Origin of the sequence: Streptosporangium sp. NPDC023963 (assembly GCF_040639135.1) — a bacterium.
GTDB lineage: Bacteria > Actinomycetota > Actinomycetes > Streptosporangiales > Streptosporangiaceae > Streptosporangium.
This window is the reverse complement of sequence record NZ_JBEZZK010000004.1, coordinates 13125-37498: the sequence shown is the minus strand read 5'-3', so window position 1 is coordinate 37498 and position 24374 is coordinate 13125. Positions and strand designations below refer to the sequence as shown.

Here is a 24374-nt window from a genome sequence, read left to right as displayed (position 1 = left end):
CGGAAATCCGGCGCATCCGACGTATCAGCCGCTTCATGAGCGCTCGGGGCGCTCGTGAACGTCCAGGGCGCGAGCCCTGACCGGGACGGCCGCGTGGCCGTCCCGGAACCGACGAGCAGTGGGGGAGAAGTGCCGATCGTCCAGAACGTGAGGAACAGCGGGAGCGGGGAGGACCCGGCCGGCGAGGTCCGGGAAGCCCCGGCGGGCGGGAGCGCCGTGCTGACCGGCCAGAGACCGGCCCCGAGCCCCTCCGGCGGGGAGTTCGCCATCGTCACCAGCGGGCTGACCAAGCGCTTCGGGGGCGGCCAGGTGGCCGTGGACACCCTCGACCTGGCCGTCCCCGGCGGGTCGGTGTTCGGCTTCCTCGGTCCCAACGGCTCGGGCAAGACCACCACGATCCGCATGCTGCTCGGCCTGGTGACCCCGACGGCGGGGAACTGGCGGCTGCTCGGCACGCCGATGCCCGGCGGGGCGGGCGGCGTGCTGCCCAGGGTGGGTGCCCTGGTCGAGGGGCCGGCCTTCTACCCCTACCTGTCGGGCGAGGCCAACCTGCGCCGCTACGACGCCGCCGATCCCTCGGCCGACCCGCGCACCGTCTCGGCCAGGATCGGGTACGCGCTGGAGCGGGTGGGCCTGGCCGCCGCGGCCCGCAAGCGCTACCGGGCCTACTCGCTCGGCATGCGCCAGCGGCTGGCCATCGCCGCCGCGCTGCTCGGCCCGAGAGAGCTGCTGATCCTCGACGAGCCGACCAACGGCCTGGACCCGCAGGGCACCCGCGAGGTGCGCGGCCTGGTCAAGGAGATCGCCGCCGAGGGGACGACGGTGTTCGTCTCCTCCCACCTGCTGGCCGAGGTGGAGCAGATGTGCTCCCACATCGCCGTCATGCGGACCGGGCGGCTCGTCGCCCAGGGGTCCATCGCCGAGCTGCGCGCGGGGGAGACGGTCAGGATCCGGGTGGAGACCCCCGACACCGTCGAGGCGGCGGCCGTGCTGGCCGGGCTCGGCCTGCCGGATGTGCGTCTCGGCGACGGCGACGTCAGCGCCGCGCTGGGCACCGACGTGCCCGAGCGGGTGTGCGCGGCCCTGGTCGGCGGCGGCGTCGCCGTACGCGGCCTGGCCGTCCAGCGGCCCAGCCTCGAGGACATGTTCGTGGGCCTGACCGGGGAGGGATTCGATGTCGACGGTTAGCGGGAAGGAAGCCGTGTCCACCGAGAACGCCACACGCACCACTCCCGGCGGGGAGCCCCCCACGGGGGCGGGCCTCGCGCCGGAAACGGCTCTCGCGGGCGGCGGGCACGTCTCCGGGGGCCCGCCCCCCGCCGGGCGGGCGGTGGGCGCGCCCCGGGCGTGGTTGCGGCTGCTGGGCTCGGAGGCCGGCCTGATCTTCCGGCGGCCGAGGAACCTCGCCATGCTCGCGGTGCTCGCCGTGATCCCGGTACTGATCGGGATCGTGCTGCTGACCTTCGGCGGATCCGTGGGCGACGGGCCCGGTGGGCCCGGTGGCGGGTCGGCGATCTTCGAGCAGGTCACCGGCAACGGGTTGTTCCTCACCTTCGCCGCGCTCTCGGTCCTGGTGCAGTTGCTGCTGCCGGTCACCGTCGCCGTCGTCGCCGGAGACTCGATCGCCGGGGAGGCGGGCATCGGCACGTTGCGCTACCTGCTCGCTGCCCCGGCCGGCCGGACCCGCCTGCTGGCCGTCAAGTACGTCGGCGTGATCCTCTTCTGCCTGGCCGCCGTCACCGTCGTGGCACTGTCCGCGCTGCTCACCGGCCTGCTGCTGTTCCCCGCCGGTCCGATCACGCTGCTGTCGGGAGGGACGATCCCCTTTCTCGACGGCGTGCTGCGAATCGGCGTCGTCGTGCTGTACGTCACGGCGGGCATGGCCGCGCTGGCCGCCGTCGCGCTGGCCCTGTCGACCCTGACCGAGGTGTCCGTCGGGGCCATCGCCTCGACCGTGGTCGTCGTCATCGTGGCCCAGGTGCTGGGAGTCATCCCGCAGCTGTCGGCGATCCGGCCGTACCTGCTCACCGATTGGTGGAACGGTTTCGACGGGGTCCTGCGGGATCCGGTGGCGACCGGCGACATGGGGCAGGGGCTGCTGGTCTTCGCCGCCTATGTCGTCGTCTTCGGCTCCATCGCCTGGGCGCGTTTCACCGGCAAGGACATCACCGCCTGACCCCACCGCGCGCCTTCTCCGTCCTGCCCCGGCCTCGTCCCGGCCCTCGCCCCTCACCGGTCCCCGCGTCCCGTGGGGCGCGGGCCGTCCGGGAGGTCGTACGGGGGCGCGCCGGGTCGTTCGGAGGGAGCGCCGGACGCCCGGGGAGCCGGACGGCCGGTTTTCCGTGCCCCGGCGGTCCGGCGGTCCGGCGGCCCGGCGGCCCGGCGTCGCGCGACGCAGGGGCTCCGGATCGCCCCTGCTTCTCGCGATGCCGGGGTTCCGGATCGCCGGGGCTTCCCGCGACGTCTCCGACCGGGGGAGAGGCGGTGGGAAAACTCATTTTCCGGGGGAGACCCTGAAGCCCTGCCGTCGCGCGTGGGCGCTGAGCTGCAGCTGCCAGGCCCTCAGGCCGATGTCGAGGTCGGTGGCGTTCGACAACGACCGTCCCACGCTGTCGCCGAAGAGGCCGTTGGCGTAGAGCTGGAACGGCAGGTACTGCCAGCCCTTCACCACCTGCATGGAGCCCTTGCTGAACAGCCTGTTCGCCCGCTGACCCCCCAGGACCGGGATCTCGACGTCGAGGAACTCCTTGTCCCTCAGCAGGCAGGTCGTCGCGGGGAAGACCCCGGAGACGGTGTTCAGCGACCTGACCGCCTCGGGGTCGGAGTTCAGCCAGCGGGCGAACCCGAAGGCGGCGAGCCGGTGCTTGCTCGTCGAGAGCACGGACACGCCGGAGCCTCCGTTCTCGGCGTTAACCGGTTTCCCGGCGTCCCAGCGGGGGATGGGTGCGGCGCGCCACTTGCCTTTGGTCTCCGGGATCGCGCCCTCGATGACGCCGGGTGCCCAGGCGCCCGTTATCCACAGCGCGTACCTGCCGCTCGCCATGTTCTTCCACCACGCGTTGGTCCAGGTCACATCAGGCTCGACGAGTTTCTCCCGCGTCAGTCTGGTCCACAGTCTCGCCCACCGCCTGGTCCCCTTGTCCTGCAGGTCGATCCGGAGGGTCGTGGCGTTCTCGATGCCGAACGGCCGCCCGCCCGCCTGCCAGATCAGGCTGTCGGCGATGCCGGAGTCGGTCGGGTCGACGCTGGTGACGAAGACGCGGGGATCCTTCTTCCTGATCTTCTCGGCGACCCTCACGAACTCCGCCCAGGTTTCCGGCGGTGTCAGGCCGAGCCGGTCGAAGACGTCCTTCCGGTAGATCATGGCCATCGGGCCGGTGTCCTGGGGGACCGCGTAGACGTTGCCGTTGAGGTCCACCTGGTCCCAGGCCGAGGGGCTGAACTTCTTCGTCAGCTTTTCCACGCCGTACGGGTTGAGGTCGGTCACGACTCCGGAGAACGCGAAGCGGGGCAGCGCGAAGTACTCGATCTGTGCCATGTCGGGAATGCCGGTGCCGGTCTTCAGCGCCGCCCGGAGCCTGGCGTACTGACCCCTGGATCGGCCGGCGTTGATCAGATTGATCTTGATTTTGGGGTATTTCCGTTCGAACAGCGCCACTGTCTTCTGAAGGTTGGGCACCCACGACCAGAACGTCAGCGTGGTCTTGGTCCGCAGGGCCCTCTCGATGTCGGCGGCTCTGATCTCGGGTGGCGGAGACTGTGAGAAGTGGCGGGGCGGCACGCCGCAGGCCGCTAGGGCGAGCAGGACGATGGAGAGCGCGGCGAGCGCTGTGGCGCGCGTGCTGTGCCGCATGACGAGGACCTCCATGAGGGGCGGGAGAACGTTGCCCGGCGGCTCCGGCCGACGGGACGGGCGGTGCCGCGGGAGGGGGAGGTGATGGGCCGGTATAAGGGAAGCGATGTGACGGGCATAACAGTAGAACGCCGCCCTGAGCTGCAAACATTTCCGAAACGCGCGGCTCGCCGCCCCGTTTTGCGGCACGGTGCCGGGGCCGGCGCCGCCGCGAGATGCCTGGGGGTGCGCGACGCGGCGCCCTCCCGGCGAGGCGGGCGGCCGCGGCCGGTGACGGAAAACGCGGGACGGCCCCGGGAAAGGAGGATTCCCGGGGCCGCCCCGCGCGATCGGAAGGAGACCGGAAGACAGCCGGAAGACAGCCGGAAGGCGATCAGGAGGCGATCAGGAGGCGCGGCCCCGGCGCAGGCCGAACGCCGCGACCACGAGCCCGGCGAGCCCGAGCACCAGCCCGGCCCCGCCGAGCAGGCGGGCGGTGCCGTCCGAGCTCTCCTGGGCGGCGACGGGAGCCACCGACGGCGCCGACGCCGCCGGGGCCGTGGCCGAGGGGGTGGCGGAGGCGCCGTGGCCGTCTCCCTCGGCGGAGGCGGGGGTGAGCTTCAACGTCGGGGCCGGGCGCTCGGGCTCGGAGCCGTCGGCCTTGGGCTCGTCCGCCCACTTGACGACCTCGCCGCCGCTGTAGGTCTGGGTGGCGGGGAAGACGAGCTGGTCGGTGTCGGTGGGCAGCGCGCCCATGGACACCTCGAACTCCTGGAACTGGCCGGGATCGATCTTCCCGCCCGACCAGGTGACCTTCGTGACCGCCTCGGTGAGCTCGCCGTACTCGGTGGTGACCGGCTTGGGCAGCTTGCCCTCCACCACCTTGACGTCCCAGCCCGGCACCGGCTTGACCGAGACGAAGGCCAGGGGGTGGTCGGTGGGGAAGGTCACCTCCAGCTTGGTCGTCGAGGCGTCGTCGCGCTCGTTCGGGACCCGGAAGGCGACCTTGGTGAAGCCGCCCTGCTGGGCGCTGCCGGGATTGATGGTGACGTGCGCTAGGGCGGGAAGGGCGAGACCGAGGGTGAGGGCGGTGACACCGGCGGTGACGGCGGCCAGGCGGCGGCAGGCGTGCGTGAGCGACATGGGGTTCTCCACTTCGGGTTTTCGGGTTTTCCGGGGTCGGGTCAGGCGGCGGGAAGCGGAGGACCGCGCCGGCTGACGGAGTGACGGAGGACGGCGGGAACGGGCGCGGCCGGGACGTACGCGGGACCCGGCGGGACGGCGACCGCGGCGGGGGACCGCAGCAGCGGGAACAGCGGGAACAGGGCGCCGAGGCGGCGACCGGCCGAGCGGAGCAGCACCCACAGGGCGCTCTCGCCGCGGGCCAGCCACCATCCGGTGATCAAGGTCGCGGTGAGGTGCGCGACGAGCATGCCGAGGTTCTCGCCCAGCCCCCTGACGTGCGGGTGCGGGGGCGGGATCCCCGCGACGCCACCGAGCGCGAACAGCTCGTGCAGCGACAGTTGCAGGGTGGCGAGCCCGGCGTTGATCGTCACCATCGACCGCTCACGCCCGGCGAGCAGCACGGCCGTCACCATGACCGCCGCTCCCGCCACGGCCACCGCCCACGGCCGTGGCCAGGAACCGCCCGCGGCCGCGTGGCCGAGGACGGCGAGTGCCAGGCAGACGGCCGAGAAGGTGGCCGCGCGCGTGAGGCGTAACGGGAGGCGGGCGCGCATGGTGACCCATATGTTCTCACGCCTTGGGATGTCTGCCGTTCTGGAGTTTTTGTCGCTATGGTTGCCGCGACCGTGACCGGTCCTTCGAGCCGAGGTGGTGGCGATGCGGCACGTCGTTGGGGTGCTTGTGGGGCTGTTCGTGGCGGCCGTGCTTCTCTTCGGCGCGGGCTGGGCCGTGCAGGAGGCGGGGGCGAGCCTGGTGCCCCTTCCCGCGGAGAGCGGTTCGAAGACCTGGATCGCCCTCGGGGTGATGGCCGGGATCGGCCTCCTGGTCGGCCTGGTGGTCGCCGGTCGCGTCTCCCCGCTGGCGGCCTTCGTCCCGTCGATGGTCCTGCTCGCCTGGACGGTGGTCTACGCCCTGGACGTCAGGCGAGCCATGGGCCTGGTCCCCGACGATCCGACCTTCCACGAGGTGCTCCTGCAGGCCGGTCGTGGCATGGGCCTGCTGCTGACCACGGGCGTCTACGCGCTCCTCGGCATCCTGCTGTTCCTGCCGGTGCTGATGCCCTCCCGCTGGGCGCCGCGGTTCCGGGGCGACGAGGAGGAGTACGAGGAGTCCGACGCCCAGGGCTACCGCTGAGCCCTCGATCGCCGCACCCGTCACCGCGCGTCCACCGGCCCCGCCACCGGCCCCGCGCCGTCACCCCGGTCACCGCCGGCGGTGACCGGCCGAGCTGACGGGGCCCTCCGTGCCGGTGTTCTCCTTCCGGGACCCCTCCTTCTGGGAGGGGTTCTCCTTGCGAGGGGCCTCCTCGCGGGCGGGCTCCTTGCCCTTCGCCCTCCCGGCGGGCGGGGCGGCCCTCCCCGCCCCGGCGTGCCGGCCCTCCGGGTCGGCCCCGAGCGGCTGCGCGTCCTCCAGCGGGAGCCGGAGGACGAACCGCGCCCCGCGCGGCGAGTCCTCGATCAGCAGGGTTCCCTGGTGGGCGTGGGCGATGTCGCGGGAGATGGCGAGGCCGAGCCCGCTGCCGCCGGAGTCGCGCAGACGTCCGTCGTCCAGGCGGGTGAAGCGCTCGAAGACGCGCTCGCGGTCGGCGGGCGCGATGCCCGCGCCGTCGTCGACCACGGCCACGACGGCCTTGCCGTCCGCGAAGCCGACGGAGACCTCGACGCGGCTGTCGGCGTGCCGCCGCGCGTTGCTCAGCAGGTTGTTCACCACCCGGATCAGCTGGATCCGGGAGCCCCGGACCTGTACGCGGGCGGTCACCTGGACCCGTACGGGCATTCCGGTGCCCTGGGCCGCCTCCTCCGTCACGAGGGCGCCGAGATCGATCAGCTCCTGCGGCGCCGGATCGGCGTTGCGCAGCCTGGCCAGCTGCAACAGGTCGTTGACGATCGCCTCCAGCCGGCCGCTGGCCGTCAGCGCCTCGCGGATGGTGTCGCGCGGATCGACGTCGTCGGGGTAGAGCAGGGCCTCCTCCAGCTGCACGCGCAGGCCCGCGATCGGGGTCCTGAGCTCGTGGGAGGCGGTGGAGGCGAAACGGCGCTGCTGCTCCACGGCCTCCTCCAGGCGGGCCAGCGTCTGGTTGGCGGTGCAGGCGAGCAGGGCGATCTCGTCCTCGCCCCGGGGGATGGGTACCCGCAGGCTCAGGTCGCTCACCGTGATCTCGGACATCCGCGCGCGGATCGCCTCCACCGGGCGTAACGTCCGTCCCACGACGCACCAGGTCATCCAGGCCGCGAGGGCCAGGAGGACGAGGACACCCGCGCTGATGAAGTACTCCAGGTGGTGCTTGTGCAGGATGGCGGGTTCCTCGACGCCGGCGTAGACCACGGGGGAGTCGGCCGCGGGAGAGACCCGGATGGCCATCACCATGACGGATTTCTCGGTCAGTTGCTGGAATCGGTCGTCGGCCGGGGGGCGGCTCGTGCTGATCGGCGGCAGGCCCGCGGCCTGCCTGCTGGAGTTGATGACCACGCCGCGGGAGTTCACCAGCTGGACGAGGTCGACCGGGGCGGCGGCGGGGATCGGCTCGGGGATGCTGCCGATCCGCACCAGCGCGCTCCACTGGCTGGCGACCCGCTCGGCGTTGCCGAAGCCGTCGTCCTGGATCCGGTAGCGGATCGCCATGTCGATGCTCGCTCCCACCACGGCGAGGATGACCAGCAACAGCATCGTCGTGATGATCGTGTAGCGCGCTTGGATCGAGCGCGGGCGCGGCCCCCTCATGGTGATGTCAGCGCCGCGAGGCTGCCCAGCAGGTCCAGAGCGTGCGCGGAAGGGCTTCCGGGCTCGGCCTGGAAGACGATCAGTTTCTGGCCGGGAGAGCCGTTGATGCTGAACACCTCGTAGGTGAGCGTCAGGTCGCCGACGTCATGGTGACGGAATCGTTTGGTCGCGACGTTCTCGCTGGACACCTCGTGCCGTGCCCACATCCGGCGGAAGTCCGTGCTCTTGAGCGAGAGCTCGCCGACCAGTTCGGTCAGGTGGGGATCGTCGAGGTCCGCGCCCGCGATGGCGCGCAGCTGGGCCACCTTGGTGCGGGCGGACTCCTCCCAATCGCGGTAGAACCGGCGGGAGTCGGGGTTCAGGAAGATCAGCCGGAGCAGGTTGTCCCGGTGTTTCAGCCCGTTGTAGAGGGCGTCGGCCATCTGGTTCGAGGCCAGCACGTCCATCCAGCGGCTGGTCACGATCGCCGGGGTGTAGGGCCAGCTCCGTATCAGCCGTACCAGCGCCGGCTTGATCCGGGCCTGCCGCTCGGCGGTTCCGGACTGCCGCGGCCCGGGGTGCGCCAGCTGGTGCATGTGGGCCGCGGCGTCGGTGCTGAGGTTGAGGACCTGCATGAGGGCGCCGAGCACTCGCTCGGACGGGTGGCGTTCCCGTCCCTGCTCCAAGCGGATGTAGTAGTCGGTGCTGACTCCGGCCAGCATCGCCACCTCTTCCCGGCGCAGCCCCGGTGTGCGCCGGGAACCGGCAGGCAGGAGGCCCACCTGTTCGGGGGTGGTGAGTTCACGCCGAGCGCGCAGGAACTCACCTAGGAGATTGTCGCTGTCCATAGCGTTACGGTATGTCAGAACCCATTTGACATGGTGGCAGTATTACTCCCACGAACGTTCCCCGGACTTGACGAACTCCCTGGTGGGAGCCTTTTCTAAGGTTTCTTTCCGATCGTTTCCCCCTCCGGGGGAATGATCGACGAACTTTGTTCGGTCGTGTTTTACCTTTGTCTCTCCGTGCCATTCGCGGCTACGTGTGGGGGATTCCGGGGGTAAAGGGCGGCGGAGAACGGTCGCCGGGAAACGGTTTTTCGTATGGAGGGGGTCCCGGGGGTCAAGAGGGTTCAAAGCGCGAGTGAAGGATGGCCTCCGCGCCGTCGGGATCGCGTAAATGTGACTAACGTCACATATGTCTCGCTGGAGCTTCTTGGGCGGTCATCTTGACCTCCCGGCCGCGGGGGGCCTAGGCGGTCGTCCCCCTCGTCCGGTCACGGCCGCTCGCGGCGATGTGCCCCGGGGTGCCGCCCCGGACGTCCGGCGGTCAGCCGGAGTAGAGGCGGGTGACCACCTCCTCGATGGAGTCCCCCTCGGGGGCGGTGGCGCGCAGGTCGTCCAGGGTGCCGTCGAAGGCCAGGCTGCCGTGGTCGATCAGCATCACGCGGTGGCAGAGCTTCTCGATGTCGCCCATGTCGTGGGTGGTGAGCAGGACGGTGGTGCCCCGGTCGGCGTTGAGGCGTCGCAGGAAGTCGCGCATGGCTGCCTTGCTCACCACGTCCAGGCCGATCGTGGGCTCGTCGAGCACCAGCACGGCGGGGTCGTGCAGGAGGGCGGCGGTGATGTCGCCGCGCATGCGCTGGCCGAGGCTGAGCTGGCGGACCGGGGTGGTCATGAAGTCGGCGAGGTCGAGGATCTCGGTCAGCTCGGCCAGCCTCCGCCGGAAAACCGGCTGATCTACTTTGTAAAGGTGCCGGACCAGCTCGAAACTGTCCCGCAGCGGCAGATCCCACCACAGGGTCGTCCGCTGGCCGAACACCACCCCGATCCTGCGCGCCAGGGCCACGCGGCGGCGGGTCGGATCGAGCCCGGCCACCCGGATGCTGCCCGAAGTCGGCGCCAGGATGCCGGTGAGCATCTTGATGGTGGTGGACTTGCCCGCGCCGTTGGGGCCGAGGTAGCCGACGAACTCCCCGGCCTCCACGGTGAACGACAGATCCCGTACGGCGTGCACGGTCTTTTTGGCCCTGCGGCGGCCCACGGTGAACGAGCGGCCGACCCGGTCGAGTTCGATCATGTGTCAACTTCCCGTCGAGCGGTAGCGGCGGATGCCCGCCCGCCAGGCGAGGGCGGCGACGGCCGCCAGCAGGACGGCCGCCAGGGGCGAGGCGAAGCGGAGCCAGTGCGGCAGGCCGAGGGGGTCGTCGCGGTCGAGTACGAACAGCGCGGGCTGCCAGTTCACGAACGCCAGCGGCACGACGAAGGTGACGCCCTTGACGAGTTCGGAGCCATAGACGCTCAGGGGGTACTGGGTGAGGGTGCCGCCTCCGTAGGTGAAGGCGTTGGCCACCTCGGGCGCGTCGGTCAGCAGGAACTGCGCGGCCCCGCCGAGGGCGAAGACCGAGGTGAAGATGACGAGCCCGCACGCGACCATCAGCGGGATCATCCAGGCCCTGCCCCAGCTCAGGCCGAGCTGGGGCAGGGCGACGGCGAGCACGACGGCCGCCTGGGCCAGCCTGCCGAAGCGGTGTACCCCGAAGCGGTCGACGGCCATCTGCGTGAACGCGCTCGCCGGGCGGATCAGCATGGTGTCGAAGCTGCCGCTCCTGATGTGCTGGCTGAGCCGGTCGACGTTGCCGAAGAGCATGTCGGCCAGCGCGAAGGACAGGCCGGCGGTGCCGTACAGGAACATCACCTCGGCCAGGACGAAGCCGCCGAGCGACCCGGTGTGCTCGAAGATCACCCAGATCGCCGCCACGTCCAGCGCGTTGACCGCGAACGAGCCCAGCGTCATCATGATCAACGGTCCCGGGTACTGTGCCGAGGCCCTCAGCCAGGTCCAGGCCAGCAGGAGGTACGTCCTCACCATCGGGCGCCTCCCCCGGTCTTCTCCCGCGCGGCGGGCCCGCCGTCCCGGGGGTCCCGGCCGTTGTCGTCACCCACCTTGGATCACGACCTTCCTGCGGGCCGCGTTCGTGGCCAGGGCTCCCAGGGCCAGCAGCGCCACCGCCCACATGGCCTGGAAGCCCAGGGCCTCCAGGACGTCGCGCTTGCCGAGGTAGAGGTCGGCGGGGATCTGGACCATGGCCGACCAGGGGAGGGCCTCGGCCAGGGTGCCGAGCGGGCCGGGGAAGAGGTTGAGGGGCAGGACCATGCCGCTGAAGAAGAGGGTCGTCACCATTGAGATCGTGTGCACCCCCCGGTCGTCGAGGATCCAGCAGGCTGACAGTGCGACCAGGTAGCGCAGGGCGAAGCTGACGATCACCCCGAGGACGAGGCCGGCCGTGAAGGACAGCCAGGTCAGCGGGTCGTCCGGTACGACGAGGCCGAACAGGGCGGCGCCGGCGATCGTGGGCGGCAGGCTGCGGCCGAGGAGGAGGTAGCAGGCCCGGCCGAGGTCGTCGGCGAGGTTCCACATCTGCAGGGACGCGGGACGGAGCAGGTCGAGGGCCACGTCCCCGCTGCGCACGCGCTCGGAGAGCTCCAGGCCGCCGCCGAAGACCTGCATGGGGCCGATGAAGGCCTGGCTGAGGAAGCAGAAGGTCACGGCGTCGGCGAGGTCGTACCCGGCGAGACCGGGGCGGGCCTGCCAGAGGGCGATGAGGACGTAGGCGCGGAGGATGCCGAAGACGGTGTTGGTGAATGCTCCGGCGACGGCGGCGGCGCGGTAGGTGGAGTGGCGGCGGAAGCCGTATCCGGCGATGCGCGCGTAGAGCAGGAAGGCTGCCTCCTGGAGGGTGTCAGGACAACCCTCCTATCCTCCTGGGCGCTTCGGGGAGAGGCAACGGATTTTCGGCGGCGCGCCGGAGGGGGAAGGGGCGGGACCGGTCGTTTTCACGGCCCGCTCCGGGGCTCCACGGGCTGGTGATTCACGGCCCGCTCCGGGGCTCCACGGGCTGGTGATTCACGGCCCGCTCCGGGGCTCCACGGGCCGGTGACGTTCGGTGTGCGGACGTGTCGTCAGGGTGAGGTATACACGCGTGATACATAGTTGTAATCTCTCCGATATGTCCAATCGCCGATAAAAGCCCATTCTGGGGGGAATGTCCTTTTGTGGAGGTCCCCCATGCGCGACGAGATCAATATGGATGTCAGTCCGGCCTACCCCTTCAGCTGGCAGGCCGCGACCCTCAACGCGATCATGCGAGGCACCTTCAAGCCCATCTCCGACCTGTTGCTGAGAAACGACGTCGGTTTCGCCGCGGCCTCCCGCATCGTCGCGCTGGCCGGCAGGGTGCCGTTCCGCCTGCCGGTCCACGTACGCGTGACCCCCGACGAGGCGGGGGCGTGCCCGGGGGAGTGGGTCCGCGCGGGGGAGGAGCTCGACGAGGGCAAGGTCCTGCTCTACTTCCACGGCGGGGGCTACTTCTCCTGCTCCCCGGCGACCCACCGGCCGATCACCTGGCGTCTGTCGGCCGCGACCCGGCGCCCGGTGCTGGCGGTCGACTACCGCCAGGGCCCCGTCCACCGGCCGGCCGAGGCCCTCGAGGACGCGATCGCCGCCTACCGATGTCTCCTGGAGCACGGCTACGGCCCCGGCGACGTCGTCTTCGGCGGGGACTCCGCCGGGGGCCACCTCACCCTGGCCACCCTTCTGGCGCTCCGCGACCAGGGCATGCCGCTGCCGGCCGCCGCCGTGTGCCTGTCCCCGTGGGCGGACCTGACCGGCGCGCCCCGCAGGGTCAACCGGCTGCTCGACCCGATGATCCCGGCCGGCCGTGTCGACTGGCTCGCCCGCCGCTGGACCGCGGGGCTCGACCCCCAGGACCCCCTGCTGTCCCCGGTCCTCGGCGACTACACCGGCCTGCCCCCGCTGATGATCGTCACGGGCTCCACCGAGGTCCTGCGCGACGAGGGCCGCCGGGTGGCCGAGCGGGCCCGCGCCGCCGGGGTGCCGGTCATGTACGAGGAGTGGCCCCGCATGCCGCACGTCTTCGCGATCCTCGCCGACGTCATCCCCGAGGCCCGCGAGGTGTACCCGCACATCGCCCGCTTCCTCGCCGCGACCCAGGACCTCGTGCCCGGCCGCGCCGCCTCGAAGCGGAGCCGCGCTCCGGCCGTCCTGGAGGTGCCGGATCTCTCGGCCTCGGACCTTCCGGTGTCGGACCTTTCCGTACCGGACCTTCTCCTGCCGGGTCTCGCCGTCCCCGGTCTCGCCCAGCCGGTCCCCTCCGCCGAGGAGGCCTGCGCCCCGGCTCCGCGGAACCCTTCCACGCGCTCCGCGTCCACCGCCGCCTGAGGCGTGCCGAGGCGTGCGCCCGCGAGAGGGCGCGCGCCCTTCCCGCTGGTCACACCGCTCCGCCCCGTCCCAAGGGCATCCCGCACACCACGAATTCCTTACCCCGAGGGATCATTCGCCTTACCTCTCATATCCCTTCTGACCGGTCGGGAGCGAAGGACGCTCGAATCCCGCCACAGTGTGCTTGCCGTAGCCCGCGCACGAGAGGCTCAACGAGGATGGCACGTGGGGGAGCAGGTCCCGTGAACGGCATGCCGACCGGTGTGCGGCCGCTGACCGTCGGGGACCCGGTCATCATCGGCCGCTACCTTCTGCTCGGCCGCCTCGGAGTAGGCGGGATGGGCATCGTCTACCTGGCCGAACACCCGCAGGGCGGGGTGGTGGCGATCAAGACGCCGCACCCGGTGCATCTCAACGATGCCACGCTCCGCGCCCGTTTCGCCGAAGAAGTGCAATTCTCCCGGAGAGTGGTGCCTTTCTGCACCGCCGCGGTGATCGAGGACGGCACCGACAAGGACCGTCCCTACCTGGTGTCGGAGTACGTCCCCGGCCCCGCGCTGTCCCAGGTGGTCTCCGCGCACGGCCCCCTCACCCCCGACCTGGCGTACGGCGTCGCCCTGGGGGTGGCCGCCGCGCTGGTGGCGGTGCACGAGGCAGGGCTGGTCCACCGCGACCTCAAACCCGGCAACGTGCTGCTGTCCGACACCGGCCCCCGAGTGATCGACTTCGGTATCGCCAGGGACGTCGACGTGCTCGCCGCGCACACGCAGGCGGGACAGGTCATGGGCAGTCCCGGCTGGGTCGCCCCCGAGCGGCTCACCGGCGGGCTCGCGCTGCCCGCCTCCGACGTCTTCGCCTGGGGCTGCCTGATCGCCTACGCGGCCACCGGCCACCACCCCTTCGGCGCGGGGGAGGCGGACGTGCTGACCCGGCGCATCCTGGTCGAGCCGCCGAGGGTGGCCTCGGTGCCCGCGCTGCTGCGCCCGGCGGTCGAGGCGTCCCTGGCCAAGAACCCCGCCGAGCGGCCCAGGGCCGCCGACCTGCTCGGCGCGCTGCTCGCCGCGGGCGGCGTGGGCGACCCGTGGGACCTGCGCGAGGCGGTCGCCGAGGTGCTGGCGGAGATCTGGACGCCGGTGCCCCACACCCCGGGAGCCGGGAGGGTCCGGCTCGCGGCCCTGTCCTCGTCGTCCTCGTCGTCCTCGTCGTCCTCGCCGTACTCGTCGTCCCTGCCCCTGTCACCCTCGCCGCCCTTCTCGTCCCCGTCGCTCCACGACGAGCCCTCGGTCCCGGTGAGGATCCCCGGCAGGGGGTCCCGCAGGGCAGGGCCGGGTAAGGGCGCGCACCTGTCGCAGGCCGGCTTCGCGGCGCTGGCCACGGTCTCCATGGCGGCGGTCACCGTGGCCGCCGCGACCGGTGGCGGCGGGCCCGGCCCCGTCGGCGGCCCCGGCGTTCCCGAGCCGGTGCCGCTGGTCCTCCCCGCCGACGGCACGCCCTCCGCCTCCGTCTTCGGCGCCGGCACCCGCCCGCCCGCCGGCAGGCCGCGGGTGCCGACGCCGACCACCCCCTCCACCGTCCAGATCACCACCACCAGGACCGTCTCGCTGCCCACCACGGGCCGTGACGGCCACGACGGCCGTGGTGACGGCCGGGAGGACCCGCCGCCGGAGCGCCCCAGGGGACCCCGCGGCTCGGGCGGCTTGCCGGACGACGGCGACGACCCGCGCGACTGCGCGGACACGACCGCCAAGGGCAAGGGCCGGGCCAGGGACTGCCCGACGGCCTCGAACGATCCCAAGCCCTCCTTCACCCAGATCCCGCAGACCGGCGACGGGGAGAGCCCGTCCCCGACGCCCACCGCCCCCGCCCCCTCGGGGACGACCATCACCCCGCAGCCCACCACCGGTCCCTCCATACAGATGGGCTGAGTCATCCTTTTAGGGCGATTTACAAGGAGGTATCGGTGCATCGGTTAAAGTGAGCGCCGCGAATCGAGGCGAGGGGGATACCGATGGGCGGGCCTGTGTCCGGTGCGGTGGAACTGAGCGGCGTCGGGGTCCGGGTGGTCGGCCGTACCCTGCTGGACGGCATCGGCTGGCGGGTCGGATACGGGGAGCACTGGGTGGTCCTCGGCCCCAACGGGGCCGGGAAGACCACGCTGCTCTCGCTGGCCGCCGCCGTACGCCACCCCACAGAGGGGGCTGTCACCGTGCTCGGCCAGCGGCTGGGCCGGGTCGACCTGCGGGAGCTGCGCCGCCACATCGGCCTCGTCGCGGCCAGCCAGCGGCTCGTCGACGAGGAGCTCCTGGAGGAGGAGGGCGCCACCGCGCACACCGTCGTCCTGACCGGCCACACCGGGACCAGCGCCCCCCTCTGGGACCGCTACGGCCCCGCCGAGCACGAGCGCGCCCACCGCCTGCTGGCCGACATGGGCTGCAAGGACCTCGCCGACCGGCTTTTCCGTGTCTGCTCCCAGGGCGAGCGGGCCCGTGTCCGCGTCGCCAGGGCGCTGATGGCCGATCCGGTGATCCTGCTGCTGGACGAGCCGTTCGCCGGTCTCGACCTGCCCGCCCGCGAGGACCTGATCACCGCGGTGGAGGACCTGGCGGCGACCCGCCCGGCGCTGACCACGGTCACCGTCACCCACCACCTGGAGGAGGTCCCGGCCACCACGACCCACGCCCTGCTGATGCGCGACGCCCGCGTCCAGGTGGGCGGGCCGGTGGCGGAGATCCTGACCGCGGAGAACCTGTCGGAGTGCTTCGGGCGTCCGCTGCGCGTCGACCACCTCGACGGTCGCTGGTCCGCCCGCGCGGTGCGCGGCTGAGGGTGCCGCGGCGGGCGGGGCGCCGGCCGGTCGTGAGGCCGGGCGGGCCGTGCCGGTGACGGAGCGGCCGGAACACGGGGCGATCTGCGGGAAAAGCGGTGTTATGCGGGTGATCTTCCCGGTACGGTGTCACGCATGGCGACCAAGCTGAACCAGATCCTCGCCGTGGAGAAGGGCGTCAAGTCCGACACCCAGCGCAAGGTGACCGACGCTTACCACACGATCCAGAAGAACGCCCTGCTGTCGGGCCTCTCGCGGACCTACCAGCCCGTCGACGACGAGGGCGAGCAACTGCCCCCGGAGTCGACCCGGGTCCAGGTGCAGGGCGAGGACCTGCTCAAGCAGGTCGGCGCCGCGCTCACCCGGCTGTTCGACGTCACCGCCACCAAGGACTGGGCCAACTGCTCGGCGCGGGCCGATGTGAAGGTCGACGGTTCCACCCTCCTGGAGGACGTGCCCGTCACCTATCTCCTGTTCCTGGAGAAGCAGCTGGTCGACCTGCACACCTTCATCGCCAAGCTGCCCGTCCTGGACGCCGCCGAGGCCTGGACGCTGGACCAGTCGACCGACTGCTGGCGGACCGAGCCGGTCAAGACGACCCGGACCAAGAAGGTGCCCCGCAACCACGTCAAGGCGGAGGCCACCGACAAGCACCCCGCCCAGGTCGAGGTCTACCACGAGGACATCGTCGTCGGCTTCTGGACCAAGGTCACCTTCTCGGGGGCCGTGCCGCAGAAGCGGGTCAACGAGCTCCTGGAGCGGGTCGGCAGGCTTCAGAACGCGGTGAAGTTCGCCCGGGAGGAGGCCAACGGCACCGAGATCACCTACCAGCGCGTCGGTGAGAAGGTGCTGGGCTACCTGCTCGGGTAAGATCACAGGACTCCCCGTTGGAGCACGGGGATGCGCGAAAGCGCGAAAGCTGAAACTGAAACCGTCAGACTGACACGCGGTCACAGTGGGGGTTCGAATCCCTCTCCCGGCACCACCTGCCGGGGTAGCCCAACCGGTAGAGGCAGCCGCTCAAGCTCAGGCTCTCGCTCCAGATTCAGCATTCGCCGCCGGGCGCCGGATCGAACGGATGCGGGCGACGATGGTCGAGTGCGGGTTCGAATCCCGCTGGACGCTCCACGTGCGTCTATAACTTAACGGCAGAGTGCGACCTCATCATGAGTGACCCGGATCCTTAAACGTGCCGGTGCCGCGATATGGCGGCACTCCAGGCCCTCGGGGAATGGATACTTCCCCGGGGGCCGCCGCCTTCCCGCCGCCGCTCTCCCGCCGCGGTCCTCCGATCCGTCCCGTCCCGTCCCGGATGGTGACGTCGTGGACAGGGACGTCGTGGACGGTCCGGAGATGCCGGGGACGATGACGCTGTGGACGGCGACACGGGCCTGAGGGAATCAGTCCTTCTTGCGCTGGCGGATCAGGCCCATGAAACCCGGGCTGGGCTTGAACCTCGCCGTCCAGGTCTCCGCGATCTCCAGCGGTTCCCCGGTCTGCGGGTTGCGCCCGCTCCGCGCGGGCCTGTGCACCATCTCGAAGGACCCGAACCCGGGGATCGCCACCTTGTCCTCGGCCGCCACGGCCGTCTGGATCGTCCCCAGGATCGCGTCGAGAGCCGCGGCCGTCTGCCTCCGGGTGAGCCCGGCCTCGGCGGCGGCCTTCTCGATCAGCTCGCGCTTGTTCATGGGAACAGTTAACGCCATCACCACCCGGTGAATCGAGCCCCGTTCTCCACTCGCCGCGCGGGTGTGACGTCTCCGCGGTGACGGGGTCCCCGCGCGGCCGGCCGTCTTCCGCTCGCCGCGCGGGTGCCCGCCGTTTCGGGTGGCGGGCACCCGGCCTCGTTCAGCGGTCGGGCTGGGCGGCCAGCCGTTCCGCCTCCGTGTGCAGTGCCTCGACGAGGATGAGCTCCAGGAGGAGATCTTCGTCAACGAGGCCGATCAGAACATCCATCGAGCCTCCCTGACTACTTGACGCCTCAGGGGTCGCGGGAGTTGACACGCGTACCGAACAAGACTCGGACGTGATCGGCCGTTGATCGTTCGCATACACGGGGGTTCGCTACGCGGGGACCAGTTCCGCGAGGTCGACGTGCTCTCCGACCTCGCGAATGCTCATGCAGTACGCCACCAGGACCCGCCGCCCGTCGATCCAGCGGGTGACCAGCAGACAGGGGCCGTCGCGGACCACGATCGCCTCGACCTCGATGCCCTGGGGGCTTCGCCAGATACCCATGAGCTCGAGGCTACGGAGAACCGGGTAAGGGCGGGGTAACCAAACGGGCATATCGTGCTACACGGCATGGAGGCTGTGGATCTATATGTATGTCCTCTGATGATTAACCTGGTGGCTTTGGGTAGCAGGACGCTGGAATTACCGTCATCAGGGAGAAAACACCATGGCTTTGCCCAAGCTCACCCCCGAACAGCGTCAGGCCGCCCTGGTCAAGGCCGCCGAGACCCGTACAGCTCGAGCCAAGCTTCTCGCCGAGGTCAAGACCGGCGCGCTCAGCCTGGAGCAACTGCTTGGCCGTGAGGACGACATCGCCAAGCGCATCAAGGTGTCGCAGGCTCTGCGGGCCCTGCCCGGAGTCGGGACCGTCAAGGCCGCGCAGCTGATGGCGCAGGCGGACGTGGACGAGGCGCGCCGTCTGGGAGGTCTCGGTACCCAGCAGCGCCGCAAGCTCATCGAGGCCGTCGGCCGCTGAGATGCCGCCCGCCGTCCGCCGTCCGCGTCCCCGGGGGCAGAGCTCCCGGGGACGCGGGCCGTGGGGAACCCGTGGGGAATCGGTGCGGGAGGGGCCGCCGTGGCCGGTGCGCGGGACGCACGGCGCGGGAGGGGCCGAGAAGACGGGGAGGCCCCGCCGCGCGGATTCGGGAGATCCGTGCGGCGGGGCCTGTCGACCTGGTCGTCGGGCTCGTCCGGGGGGAACCGTCCCATGCCCTGGGAGCCGTCCGGCCGGGCCCGGTCCGGAGAGTCAGTGAGCCTCTGCGAACTGCTGCTCCTCCGTCGACCCCCTCAGGGCCGTGGTGGAGGAGTCCGGCGCGATGGCCGTGCTGACCAGGTCGAAGTATCCGGTGCCGACCTCGCGCTGGTGGCGGGTGGCGGTGTAGCCGCGCGCCTCGGAGGCGAACTCGGCCTCCTGGAGCTCGACGTAGGAGGTCATGCCGTCCTCGGCGTAGCCGCGGGCGAGGTCGAACATCGAGTGGTTCAGTGAGTGGAAGCCCGCCAGCGTGATGAACTGGAACTTGTAGCCCATGTGGCCGAGCTCGCGCTGGAACTTGGCGATGGTGGAGTCGTCCAGGTGCTTCTTCCAGTTGAACGAGGGCGAGCAGTTGTAGGACAGCATCTGGTCGGGGTACTCGGCCTTGATGGCCTCGGCGAACTCACGGGCCACGTCCAGGTCCGGGGTGGAGGTCTCCATCCAGAGCAGGTCGGAGTGCGGCGCGTAGGCCAGGCCGCGGGCGATGCAGGCGTCCACGCCGTTGCGGACCCGGTAGAAGCCCTCCGCGGTACGGTCGCCGGTGGTGAACGCCTGGTCGCGGGGGTCGACGTCGGTGGTCAGCAGGGTCGCGGCCTGAGCGTCGGTCCGCGCGATGACCAGGGTCGGCACGCCCAGCACGTCCGCGGCGAGGCGGGCGGCGCTGAGGGTCTTGATGTGCTGGCCGGTGGGGATGAGCACCTTGCCGCCCAGGTGGCCGCACTTCTTCTCCGAGGCGAGCTGGTCCTCCCAGTGCACCCCGGCGGCGCCCGCGGCGATCATGCCCTTCATCAGCTCGAAGGCGTTCAGCACGCCGCCGAAGCCGGCCTCGGCGTCGGCCACGATCGGCGCCAGCCAGTGCGGCGCGTCCCGGTCGTCCTCCGACCAGGTGATCTGGTCGGCGCGCAGCAGCGCGTTGTTGATGCGCCGCACGACGGCCGGGACCGAGTTGGCCGGGTAGAGGCTCTGGTCGGGGTAGGTCTGGCCACCGAGGTTGGCGTCGGCGGCGACCTGCCAGCCGGACAGGTAGATGGCCTTGAGCCCGGCCTTGACCTGCTGCACGGCCTGGTTGCCGGTCAGCGCGCCCAGGGCGTGCACGTAGTCCTCGGTGTTCAGCAGGTCCCACAGCCGCTCGGCTCCGAGCCGGGCGAGGGTGTGCTCCTCCTGGACGGAGCCCCGGAGCCGGACCACGTCCTCGGCCGTGTAGGTCCGCGCCGTCCCCTTCCAGCGAGGGTTGCTCTCCCACTCGCGCCGCAGCTCGTCTGCGGCTCCCTTGAGGCGATCATTCATGATGCGACTCCTTTTCGTCCCCTGGGTGCCTAGTTCGAGTGTGTGCCTCGACGAAACGGGCAAACAAGGTCGACTCGGACGAAAGAATGGAGATTATTCTCCTCGTATCAATACTCATCGGTATTTGGAAGGGAAGAAGTTAATAGTTTTCTCTATGGACTAGACCAATCCTTGTGCTGGGATCAGGTGTGCGAAGGTCCGCGCCGGGTCGCGCGCGCCGGTTCCGGGCCGGCGGGGGCCTCCGGCGGGCCGGCGCGGTGATCGTCGACGGTGGCCGGACCCCGCCGCGCGGGCGTGCCCGGCGGGCCCCGGCGGCGCGCGCGGCGGGCTCGGGGCGGGCGCGTCCGACGCTTCGGGGGCGGGCTCGGCGACATTCGCCCGGACGACCCGCCAGGAGATGAAATTTCCTCGGAAATTTCGTTTAGCATCGGGCCATGGCATCTTTGGTGGGTGAAGAACCGCTTTCCTTGACGCAGGAGCTCGATCTCATCGCGTTCGGCCAGCGGCTGAGACACCTGCGCAAGCAGCGCGGCCTCACCCTTTCCGATTTGGGCGAACGCGTGAGCCGCGCGCCCAGCCAGCTCTCCCTGCTGGAGAACGGCAAGCGCGAGCCGAAGCTGTCGCTGCTGAAGTCCCTGGCCGCCGCGCTCAACGTGCCGATCGAGGAGCTGCTCCGCAGGCAGGCCCCCAACCGGCGGGCCCAGCTGGAGATGGCCCTGGAGGAGGCGCAGCGCGACCCCCTGTACGCCGGGCTCGGCCTGGCCAAGCTGAAACTCTCCGCGCGCGTCCCCAACGACGTGCTCGAACACATCCTCGGCCTCTACGGTGAGCTGCGCTCACGCCAGGCCAGGGGGACCGCCACCCCCGAGGAGGCCCGCGCCGCCAACGCCGAGCTCCGCCGCAAGCAGCGTGAGCAGGGCAACTATTTCGCGGAGATCGAGCAGGCCGCCGCCGAGGCGCTCGCCGCGGTCGGCTACCGCTCGGGCGCGCTGTCGCAGAGCACGGTCCAGGCGCTGGTCGGCCACTTCGGCTACACCGTCCAGACGGTCCAGGACCTGCCGCGCACCGTGCGCTCCATCTCCGACCTGCGCAACCGGCGCATCTACGTCAAGCACGAGCAGGTCGGCATGCACACCCCGCGGACGATCCTGCTGCAGACCCTCGGCCACCTCTCCCTCGGCCACCACCGGCCCCGAGACTTCGCCGACTTCCTGCGCCAGCGGACCGAGGCCAACTACTTCGCCGCCGCCGTCCTGGTGCCCGAGGCCGCCGCCGTGCCGTACCTGCGGGAGGCCAAGAAGGACCGCGCGCTGAGCGTGGAGGACCTGCGCGACGTGTTCGCCGTCTCCTACGAGATGGCCGCGCACCGCTTCACCAACCTGGCCACCCATTTCCTGGACCTGGTCTGCCACTTCGTCCGCAACAACGCCGACGGGATCATCTACAAGGCGTACGAGAACGACGGCATCGTCTTCCCCGCCGACGAGCAGGGCGCGATCGAGGGCCAGCGCATGTGCCTGCAGTGGTCGGGGCGCCAGGTCTTCCTGTCACCCGACCGCTTCTCCGTCCACTACCAGTACTCCGACTCGCCCACCGGCACCTACTTCTGCCTCGCCCACGTCGACATCTCGCGCGAGCGCGACTTCGCCATCACCCTGGGCGTCCCGTACCGGGAGTCGCGCTGGTTCCGCGGCCGGGAGGTCACCACCCGCACCAAGTCCGGCTGCCCCACCGGCGACTGCTGCCGCCGCCCGCCCGCCGAGCTGACCCAGCGCTGGGAGGGGTACGCCTGGCCCTCGGCCCGCGGCAACTCCCACATCCTGGCCGCGCTGCCGCCCGGTTCCTTCCCCGGGGTGGACGAGGCCGACGTCTACACCTTCCTGGAGCGCCACGCCGCGGGCTGAACGCGCGGGCACCCGGCCTCACCCCGCGGGCGGGGCCGTCCGGTGCAGCGTCAGGGACGGGTGGCCGTGGAACTGGTAGGCGCCCGCGCTGTCGGGGGCCTGCCCGCGCATGGACCGCAGCACCTCGGCCGGCGGCTCACCGGCGAAGCAGCGCCGGTAGAACTCCGGCGACAGCCCGCCACCGGCGGGCCAGAGCGGGGCGACGACCCCGCTCGCGCCCGCGAGCAGGAACGCCCGGGCGTCCCCCGGCTCCTCCAGGAAGACGAACGGGTTCCCGGCCAGCTCGTGGCCCAGCGCCTCGGACGCGGCCCCGCCGTCGGTGAAGTGGACGACCTCGGGGCCCTGGCCGAGCACGCCCAGGACGTCGCCGAGCGCGGGGGAGACCTGCGTGGCGCCGTACTCCGTCACCAGCGGATGCGCCCGCGCCTCGCCGTACACCACCGCGACGCGGTCGGCGCGCGCGCTCGAAGGAGGGGGCAGCTCGGGACGCCGCCCGCCGAGGGGCCAGCGGCCGGTCACCGTCTGGCAGTTCAGGTAACCGGGGAGCGAGGGGTCGTACGGATGCTCCAGCACGGCCAGCTCCCAGGGGACGTGCGGCTCCTGGGAGAGGATCAGCACGCTCGGGCGGCGCGGCGCCACCCGGCCGGCCACCGCGTTCAGCAACTCCCAGAAACCCCACGGCACGCGCGAGCCGACCTCCCGTCCCAGCTCCTCGGAGAGCCCGCCCCGCCCGGTCAGACGCCCGCCGAACTCCGAGGCCCGCGTGCCGAGGTCGCACAGCTCGGCGCGGTCGGGGGTGACGAAGTGCGGCGACTGGTAGGTCCACCACAGCCGTCCCGGCCTGTCGCCGTGCACGATGATCGCCGTGACGTCCGCGGGCTCGCCCATCAGGGCCGGGCGGATGCGGGTACCCGAGACCGGCTCCAGCGCCTCGTGCCCGCTCAGGCTGCCGGGCGAGCCGTGGACCGTGATCGCGCGCAGGCCGAACCCGATCACCTGGCCGCGTACCGTGTAGGCCGCCTGGATCTGCCGGGAGACCTCCGGCTCCTCCTGGGCGAGGGCGATCAGGTTGACCGAGGCGCGCGGGTACGGTGCCGTCTCGTCCGCGCGCAGCCGCACCCGCCACCCGCCGGGCGCGTCGAAGCCCTCGGCGACGATCTGGATGTCCAGGTCGAGCGGCTCGCGCGGCGTCGCGGTGCCGTCCTGCCCCTGGCCGGGGGCGACGCCGATCGCCACCTCGGCACCCCAGCCCGCGACCGCCTCGGCGGGGGACTCGATCAGCGGGATCCCCTTCCACTCGGGCCCCGGCGCCGCGGCGGGCGTCTCCTTGCGCCGCCTGCGGAAGGCGCCGGTCAGCCGGTCGAGGACCGAGGGCCCCCGCCCCTCGGTGGGAGCCGCCGCCGTGGCGGGCGGCTCGGCCGGCGCCGGCGGCGGTGACCCCTGGGGGGCCTGCGGTGTCCCGGGGAACGGGGACGGGGACGGGACCTGGGGGTCCTGCGGTTCCCGGGACGGCGACGGCCGGGGGAACGGCGGCTCCTGGGACGACGGTTCCTGCGACGACGCGAACGACGGTTCCTGCGACGCGAACGACGGTTCCTGCGACGGCGAAGGCGACGCGAACGACGGTCCCGGCGACGGCGAAGGCGACGGCGGGGACTGAGGGGGCGCGGCGTCCGGCACCTGGTCGGGGCGCAGCCAGTCGGCGCTCATGGCGCCGGTGGACGGCATGTCGCCGTACCCGTTGTCGCGCTCGTCGTCGTGCGGGTCCCCGCCCCGGTCCCGCGGTGCCCGCCCGGGACCCGGCGCCGGATGCCCCTGCCCCTCCGCGCCGGGGAGCGTCCAGTCCGGGGTGTAGGCGGCGGTCTGCGGAGCGTCGGCCGGATCCCGGCCGGAGGGGTCCGCACCGGTCGGCGGCGCCGTGCCCCAGGAGGGCGGCGTGGGACCCGCGCCGCCCGGCGGCGGAGGGCTGAGGCTGCTCCCGCCGCCCCCGTGCGAGCCGGGGCCGCTCCCGTGCGAGCCGGACTCGGCTCCCGCCCCCCGGGAGAGCAGGGGAAGCACCTGCTCGGCGGTGATGCCCCGGTCCAGGCTCAGCAACGTGGTGAGCCGGTCCCAGGCGGGGCCGTACTCGGCGATGAGCATGATGACCGCGTCGGCCAGCTGCCCGGGAGGCCGGCTGCCCGCCTCGGCGAGCAGCGGATCCAGCCGGTCGCGAAGCTCGCCGGAGGCGCCGCCCATCAAGCTGTCGAGCTCGTCGCGGACGCCGCGCGCCGCCCGCATCACGGCTACCGGGTTCATGCCGTCCCCCCTCGTTCCGGACTGGACTGATCTTCCCACCTGCGCGATGGGGGCGGGAGCCGGTAGGTGTGCGGAATCGGCGCCACATAAGGTGATACCCCTAACCACCGAGGTGATGGA

Annotated in this window: 21 protein-coding genes; 9 read left to right on the top strand and 12 right to left on the bottom strand. The window is 71.7% G+C overall.

The window, feature by feature from the left end:
* Nucleotides 1-147: 147 nt before the first annotated feature.
* Nucleotides 148-1188, top strand: coding sequence for an ABC transporter ATP-binding protein (locus AB0F88_RS14695; RefSeq protein ID WP_362682636.1), 1041 nt, complete (start codon nt 148-150; stop codon nt 1186-1188).
* A complete protein-coding gene (locus AB0F88_RS14690; protein ID WP_362682633.1) occupies nt 1175-2176 on the top strand; it encodes an ABC transporter permease in 1002 nt (333 codons plus the stop codon). Before AB0F88_RS14695 ends, AB0F88_RS14690 begins: the two co-directional genes overlap by 14 nt.
* A gap of 318 nt (nt 2177-2494) precedes the next feature.
* On the opposite strand, the gene AB0F88_RS14685 is transcribed toward AB0F88_RS14690, so the two are convergent.
* From AB0F88_RS14685 to AB0F88_RS14675, 3 genes are all read right to left on the bottom strand, one after another.
* Nucleotides 2495-3853 (bottom strand): sugar ABC transporter substrate-binding protein, encoded by a 1359-nt coding sequence (locus AB0F88_RS14685; RefSeq protein WP_362682630.1) that lies wholly within the window; start codon nt 3851-3853, stop codon nt 2495-2497.
* Between the two features lie 384 nt (nt 3854-4237).
* Entirely contained in the window at nt 4238-4975 is a 738-nt protein-coding gene (locus tag AB0F88_RS14680; protein ID WP_362682627.1) for a YcnI family protein, read from the bottom strand.
* Between the two features lie 41 nt (nt 4976-5016).
* Nucleotides 5017-5571: an MFS transporter gene (locus tag AB0F88_RS14675; RefSeq protein ID WP_362682625.1), complete on the bottom strand. Its 555-nt coding sequence runs from the start codon at nt 5569-5571 to the stop codon at nt 5017-5019.
* Nucleotides 5572-5674: 103 nt separating this feature from the next.
* Here AB0F88_RS14675 and AB0F88_RS14670 point away from each other — a divergent pair, with 103 nt between their 5' ends.
* Entirely contained in the window at nt 5675-6151 is a 477-nt protein-coding gene (locus tag AB0F88_RS14670; RefSeq protein ID WP_362682622.1) for a hypothetical protein, read from the top strand.
* Nucleotides 6152-6220: 69 nt separating this feature from the next.
* On the opposite strand, the gene AB0F88_RS14665 is transcribed toward AB0F88_RS14670, so the two are convergent.
* The 5 genes from AB0F88_RS14665 to AB0F88_RS14645 form a co-directional block, all read right to left on the bottom strand.
* The gene (locus AB0F88_RS14665; protein ID WP_362682619.1) at nt 6221-7684 is read right to left on the bottom strand and encodes an ATP-binding protein; all 1464 of its coding nucleotides are present in this window, start codon (nt 7682-7684) and stop codon (nt 6221-6223) included.
* A 50-nt stretch (nt 7685-7734) separates the two neighbouring features.
* Entirely contained in the window at nt 7735-8565 is an 831-nt protein-coding gene (locus AB0F88_RS14660) for a helix-turn-helix transcriptional regulator (protein ID WP_362682616.1), read from the bottom strand.
* A gap of 481 nt (nt 8566-9046) precedes the next feature.
* On the bottom strand, nt 9047-9796 hold the full coding sequence (locus AB0F88_RS14655; RefSeq protein ID WP_362682613.1) for an ATP-binding cassette domain-containing protein: 750 nt from the start codon (nt 9794-9796) through the stop codon (nt 9047-9049).
* A gap of 3 nt (nt 9797-9799) precedes the next feature.
* Nucleotides 9800-10588: an ABC-2 family transporter protein gene (locus tag AB0F88_RS14650; protein ID WP_362682610.1), complete on the bottom strand. Its 789-nt coding sequence runs from the start codon at nt 10586-10588 to the stop codon at nt 9800-9802.
* Nucleotides 10589-10654: 66 nt separating this feature from the next.
* Complete coding sequence (locus tag AB0F88_RS14645; protein WP_362684349.1) at nt 10655-11341, bottom strand: ABC-2 family transporter protein; 687 nt, start codon at nt 11339-11341, stop codon at nt 10655-10657.
* Between the two features lie 444 nt (nt 11342-11785).
* Here AB0F88_RS14645 and AB0F88_RS14640 point away from each other — a divergent pair, with 444 nt between their 5' ends.
* The 4 genes from AB0F88_RS14640 (at nt 11786) to AB0F88_RS14625 (ending at nt 16652) form a co-directional block, all read left to right on the top strand.
* Complete coding sequence (locus tag AB0F88_RS14640; RefSeq protein ID WP_362682607.1) at nt 11786-12958, top strand: alpha/beta hydrolase; 1173 nt, start codon at nt 11786-11788, stop codon at nt 12956-12958.
* Nucleotides 12959-13209: 251 nt separating this feature from the next.
* Nucleotides 13210-14883 (top strand): serine/threonine-protein kinase, encoded by a 1674-nt coding sequence (locus AB0F88_RS14635; RefSeq protein ID WP_362684346.1) that lies wholly within the window; start codon nt 13210-13212, stop codon nt 14881-14883.
* 83 nt (nt 14884-14966) lie between these two features.
* Nucleotides 14967-15782 carry an ATP-binding cassette domain-containing protein gene (locus tag AB0F88_RS14630; RefSeq protein ID WP_362682604.1) on the top strand — a complete coding sequence of 272 codons (816 nt, stop codon included), beginning with the start codon at nt 14967-14969 and terminating at the stop codon, nt 15780-15782.
* Between the two features lie 135 nt (nt 15783-15917).
* Nucleotides 15918-16652, top strand: a complete 735-nt coding sequence (locus AB0F88_RS14625; RefSeq protein WP_362682601.1) for a hypothetical protein — start codon at nt 15918-15920, stop codon at nt 16650-16652.
* Between the two features lie 530 nt (nt 16653-17182).
* Here the strand turns inward: AB0F88_RS14625 and AB0F88_RS14620 are convergent.
* Nucleotides 17183-17470 (bottom strand): HU family DNA-binding protein, encoded by a 288-nt coding sequence (locus AB0F88_RS14620; RefSeq protein ID WP_344750228.1) that lies wholly within the window; start codon nt 17468-17470, stop codon nt 17183-17185.
* A 376-nt stretch (nt 17471-17846) separates the two neighbouring features.
* Nucleotides 17847-18020 (bottom strand): hypothetical protein, encoded by a 174-nt coding sequence (locus AB0F88_RS14615; RefSeq protein WP_362682597.1) that lies wholly within the window; start codon nt 18018-18020, stop codon nt 17847-17849.
* Between the two features lie 163 nt (nt 18021-18183).
* Here AB0F88_RS14615 and mihF point away from each other — a divergent pair, with 163 nt between their 5' ends.
* Nucleotides 18184-18492 carry an integration host factor, actinobacterial type gene (gene mihF / locus AB0F88_RS14610; protein WP_362682594.1) on the top strand — a complete coding sequence of 103 codons (309 nt, stop codon included), beginning with the start codon at nt 18184-18186 and terminating at the stop codon, nt 18490-18492.
* Nucleotides 18493-18762: 270 nt separating this feature from the next.
* Here mihF and aceA read toward each other — a convergent pair whose 3' ends face one another.
* Entirely contained in the window at nt 18763-20055 is a 1293-nt protein-coding gene (gene aceA, locus AB0F88_RS14605; RefSeq protein WP_362682591.1) for an isocitrate lyase, read from the bottom strand.
* 434 nt (nt 20056-20489) lie between these two features.
* Here aceA and AB0F88_RS14600 point away from each other — a divergent pair, with 434 nt between their 5' ends.
* Nucleotides 20490-21959: a helix-turn-helix domain-containing protein gene (locus AB0F88_RS14600; RefSeq protein WP_362682588.1), complete on the top strand. Its 1470-nt coding sequence runs from the start codon at nt 20490-20492 to the stop codon at nt 21957-21959.
* An 18-nt stretch (nt 21960-21977) separates the two neighbouring features.
* Here the strand turns inward: AB0F88_RS14600 and AB0F88_RS14595 are convergent, their stop codons facing one another.
* Nucleotides 21978-24254 carry a hypothetical protein gene (locus AB0F88_RS14595; RefSeq protein WP_362682585.1) on the bottom strand — a complete coding sequence of 759 codons (2277 nt, stop codon included), beginning with the start codon at nt 24252-24254 and terminating at the stop codon, nt 21978-21980.
* Between the last annotated feature and the right edge of the window lie 120 nt (nt 24255-24374).

Excerpts from the sequence above, each read along its gene's own strand:
- AB0F88_RS14690 (WP_362682633.1), top strand. The coding sequence starts at position 1,175 with ATGTCGACGGTTAGCGGGAAGGAAGCCGTGTCCACCGAGAACGCCACA.
- AB0F88_RS14685 (WP_362682630.1), bottom strand. The coding sequence starts at position 3,853 with ATGCGGCACAGCACGCGCGCCACAGCGCTCGCCGCGCTCTCCATCGTC.
- AB0F88_RS14680 (WP_362682627.1), bottom strand. The coding sequence starts at position 4,975 with ATGTCGCTCACGCACGCCTGCCGCCGCCTGGCCGCCGTCACCGCCGGT.
- AB0F88_RS14675 (WP_362682625.1), bottom strand. The coding sequence starts at position 5,571 with ATGCGCGCCCGCCTCCCGTTACGCCTCACGCGCGCGGCCACCTTCTCG.
- AB0F88_RS14670 (WP_362682622.1), top strand. The coding sequence starts at position 5,675 with ATGCGGCACGTCGTTGGGGTGCTTGTGGGGCTGTTCGTGGCGGCCGTG.
- AB0F88_RS14665 (WP_362682619.1), bottom strand. The coding sequence starts at position 7,684 with ATGCTGTTGCTGGTCATCCTCGCCGTGGTGGGAGCGAGCATCGACATG.
- AB0F88_RS14660 (WP_362682616.1), bottom strand. The coding sequence starts at position 8,565 with ATGGACAGCGACAATCTCCTAGGTGAGTTCCTGCGCGCTCGGCGTGAA.
- AB0F88_RS14655 (WP_362682613.1), bottom strand. The coding sequence starts at position 9,796 with ATGATCGAACTCGACCGGGTCGGCCGCTCGTTCACCGTGGGCCGCCGC.
- AB0F88_RS14650 (WP_362682610.1), bottom strand. The coding sequence starts at position 10,588 with ATGGTGAGGACGTACCTCCTGCTGGCCTGGACCTGGCTGAGGGCCTCG.
- AB0F88_RS14640 (WP_362682607.1), top strand. The coding sequence starts at position 11,786 with ATGCGCGACGAGATCAATATGGATGTCAGTCCGGCCTACCCCTTCAGC.
- AB0F88_RS14635 (WP_362684346.1), top strand. The coding sequence starts at position 13,210 with ATGCCGACCGGTGTGCGGCCGCTGACCGTCGGGGACCCGGTCATCATC.
- AB0F88_RS14630 (WP_362682604.1), top strand. The coding sequence starts at position 14,967 with ATGGGCGGGCCTGTGTCCGGTGCGGTGGAACTGAGCGGCGTCGGGGTC.
- AB0F88_RS14625 (WP_362682601.1), top strand. The coding sequence starts at position 15,918 with ATGGCGACCAAGCTGAACCAGATCCTCGCCGTGGAGAAGGGCGTCAAG.
- AB0F88_RS14620 (WP_344750228.1), bottom strand. The coding sequence starts at position 17,470 with ATGAACAAGCGCGAGCTGATCGAGAAGGCCGCCGCCGAGGCCGGGCTC.
- AB0F88_RS14615 (WP_362682597.1), bottom strand. The coding sequence starts at position 18,020 with ATGGGTATCTGGCGAAGCCCCCAGGGCATCGAGGTCGAGGCGATCGTG.
- mihF (WP_362682594.1), top strand. The coding sequence starts at position 18,184 with ATGGCTTTGCCCAAGCTCACCCCCGAACAGCGTCAGGCCGCCCTGGTC.
- aceA (WP_362682591.1), bottom strand. The coding sequence starts at position 20,055 with ATGAATGATCGCCTCAAGGGAGCCGCAGACGAGCTGCGGCGCGAGTGG.
- AB0F88_RS14600 (WP_362682588.1), top strand. The coding sequence starts at position 20,490 with ATGGCATCTTTGGTGGGTGAAGAACCGCTTTCCTTGACGCAGGAGCTC.
- AB0F88_RS14595 (WP_362682585.1), bottom strand. The coding sequence starts at position 24,254 with ATGAACCCGGTAGCCGTGATGCGGGCGGCGCGCGGCGTCCGCGACGAG.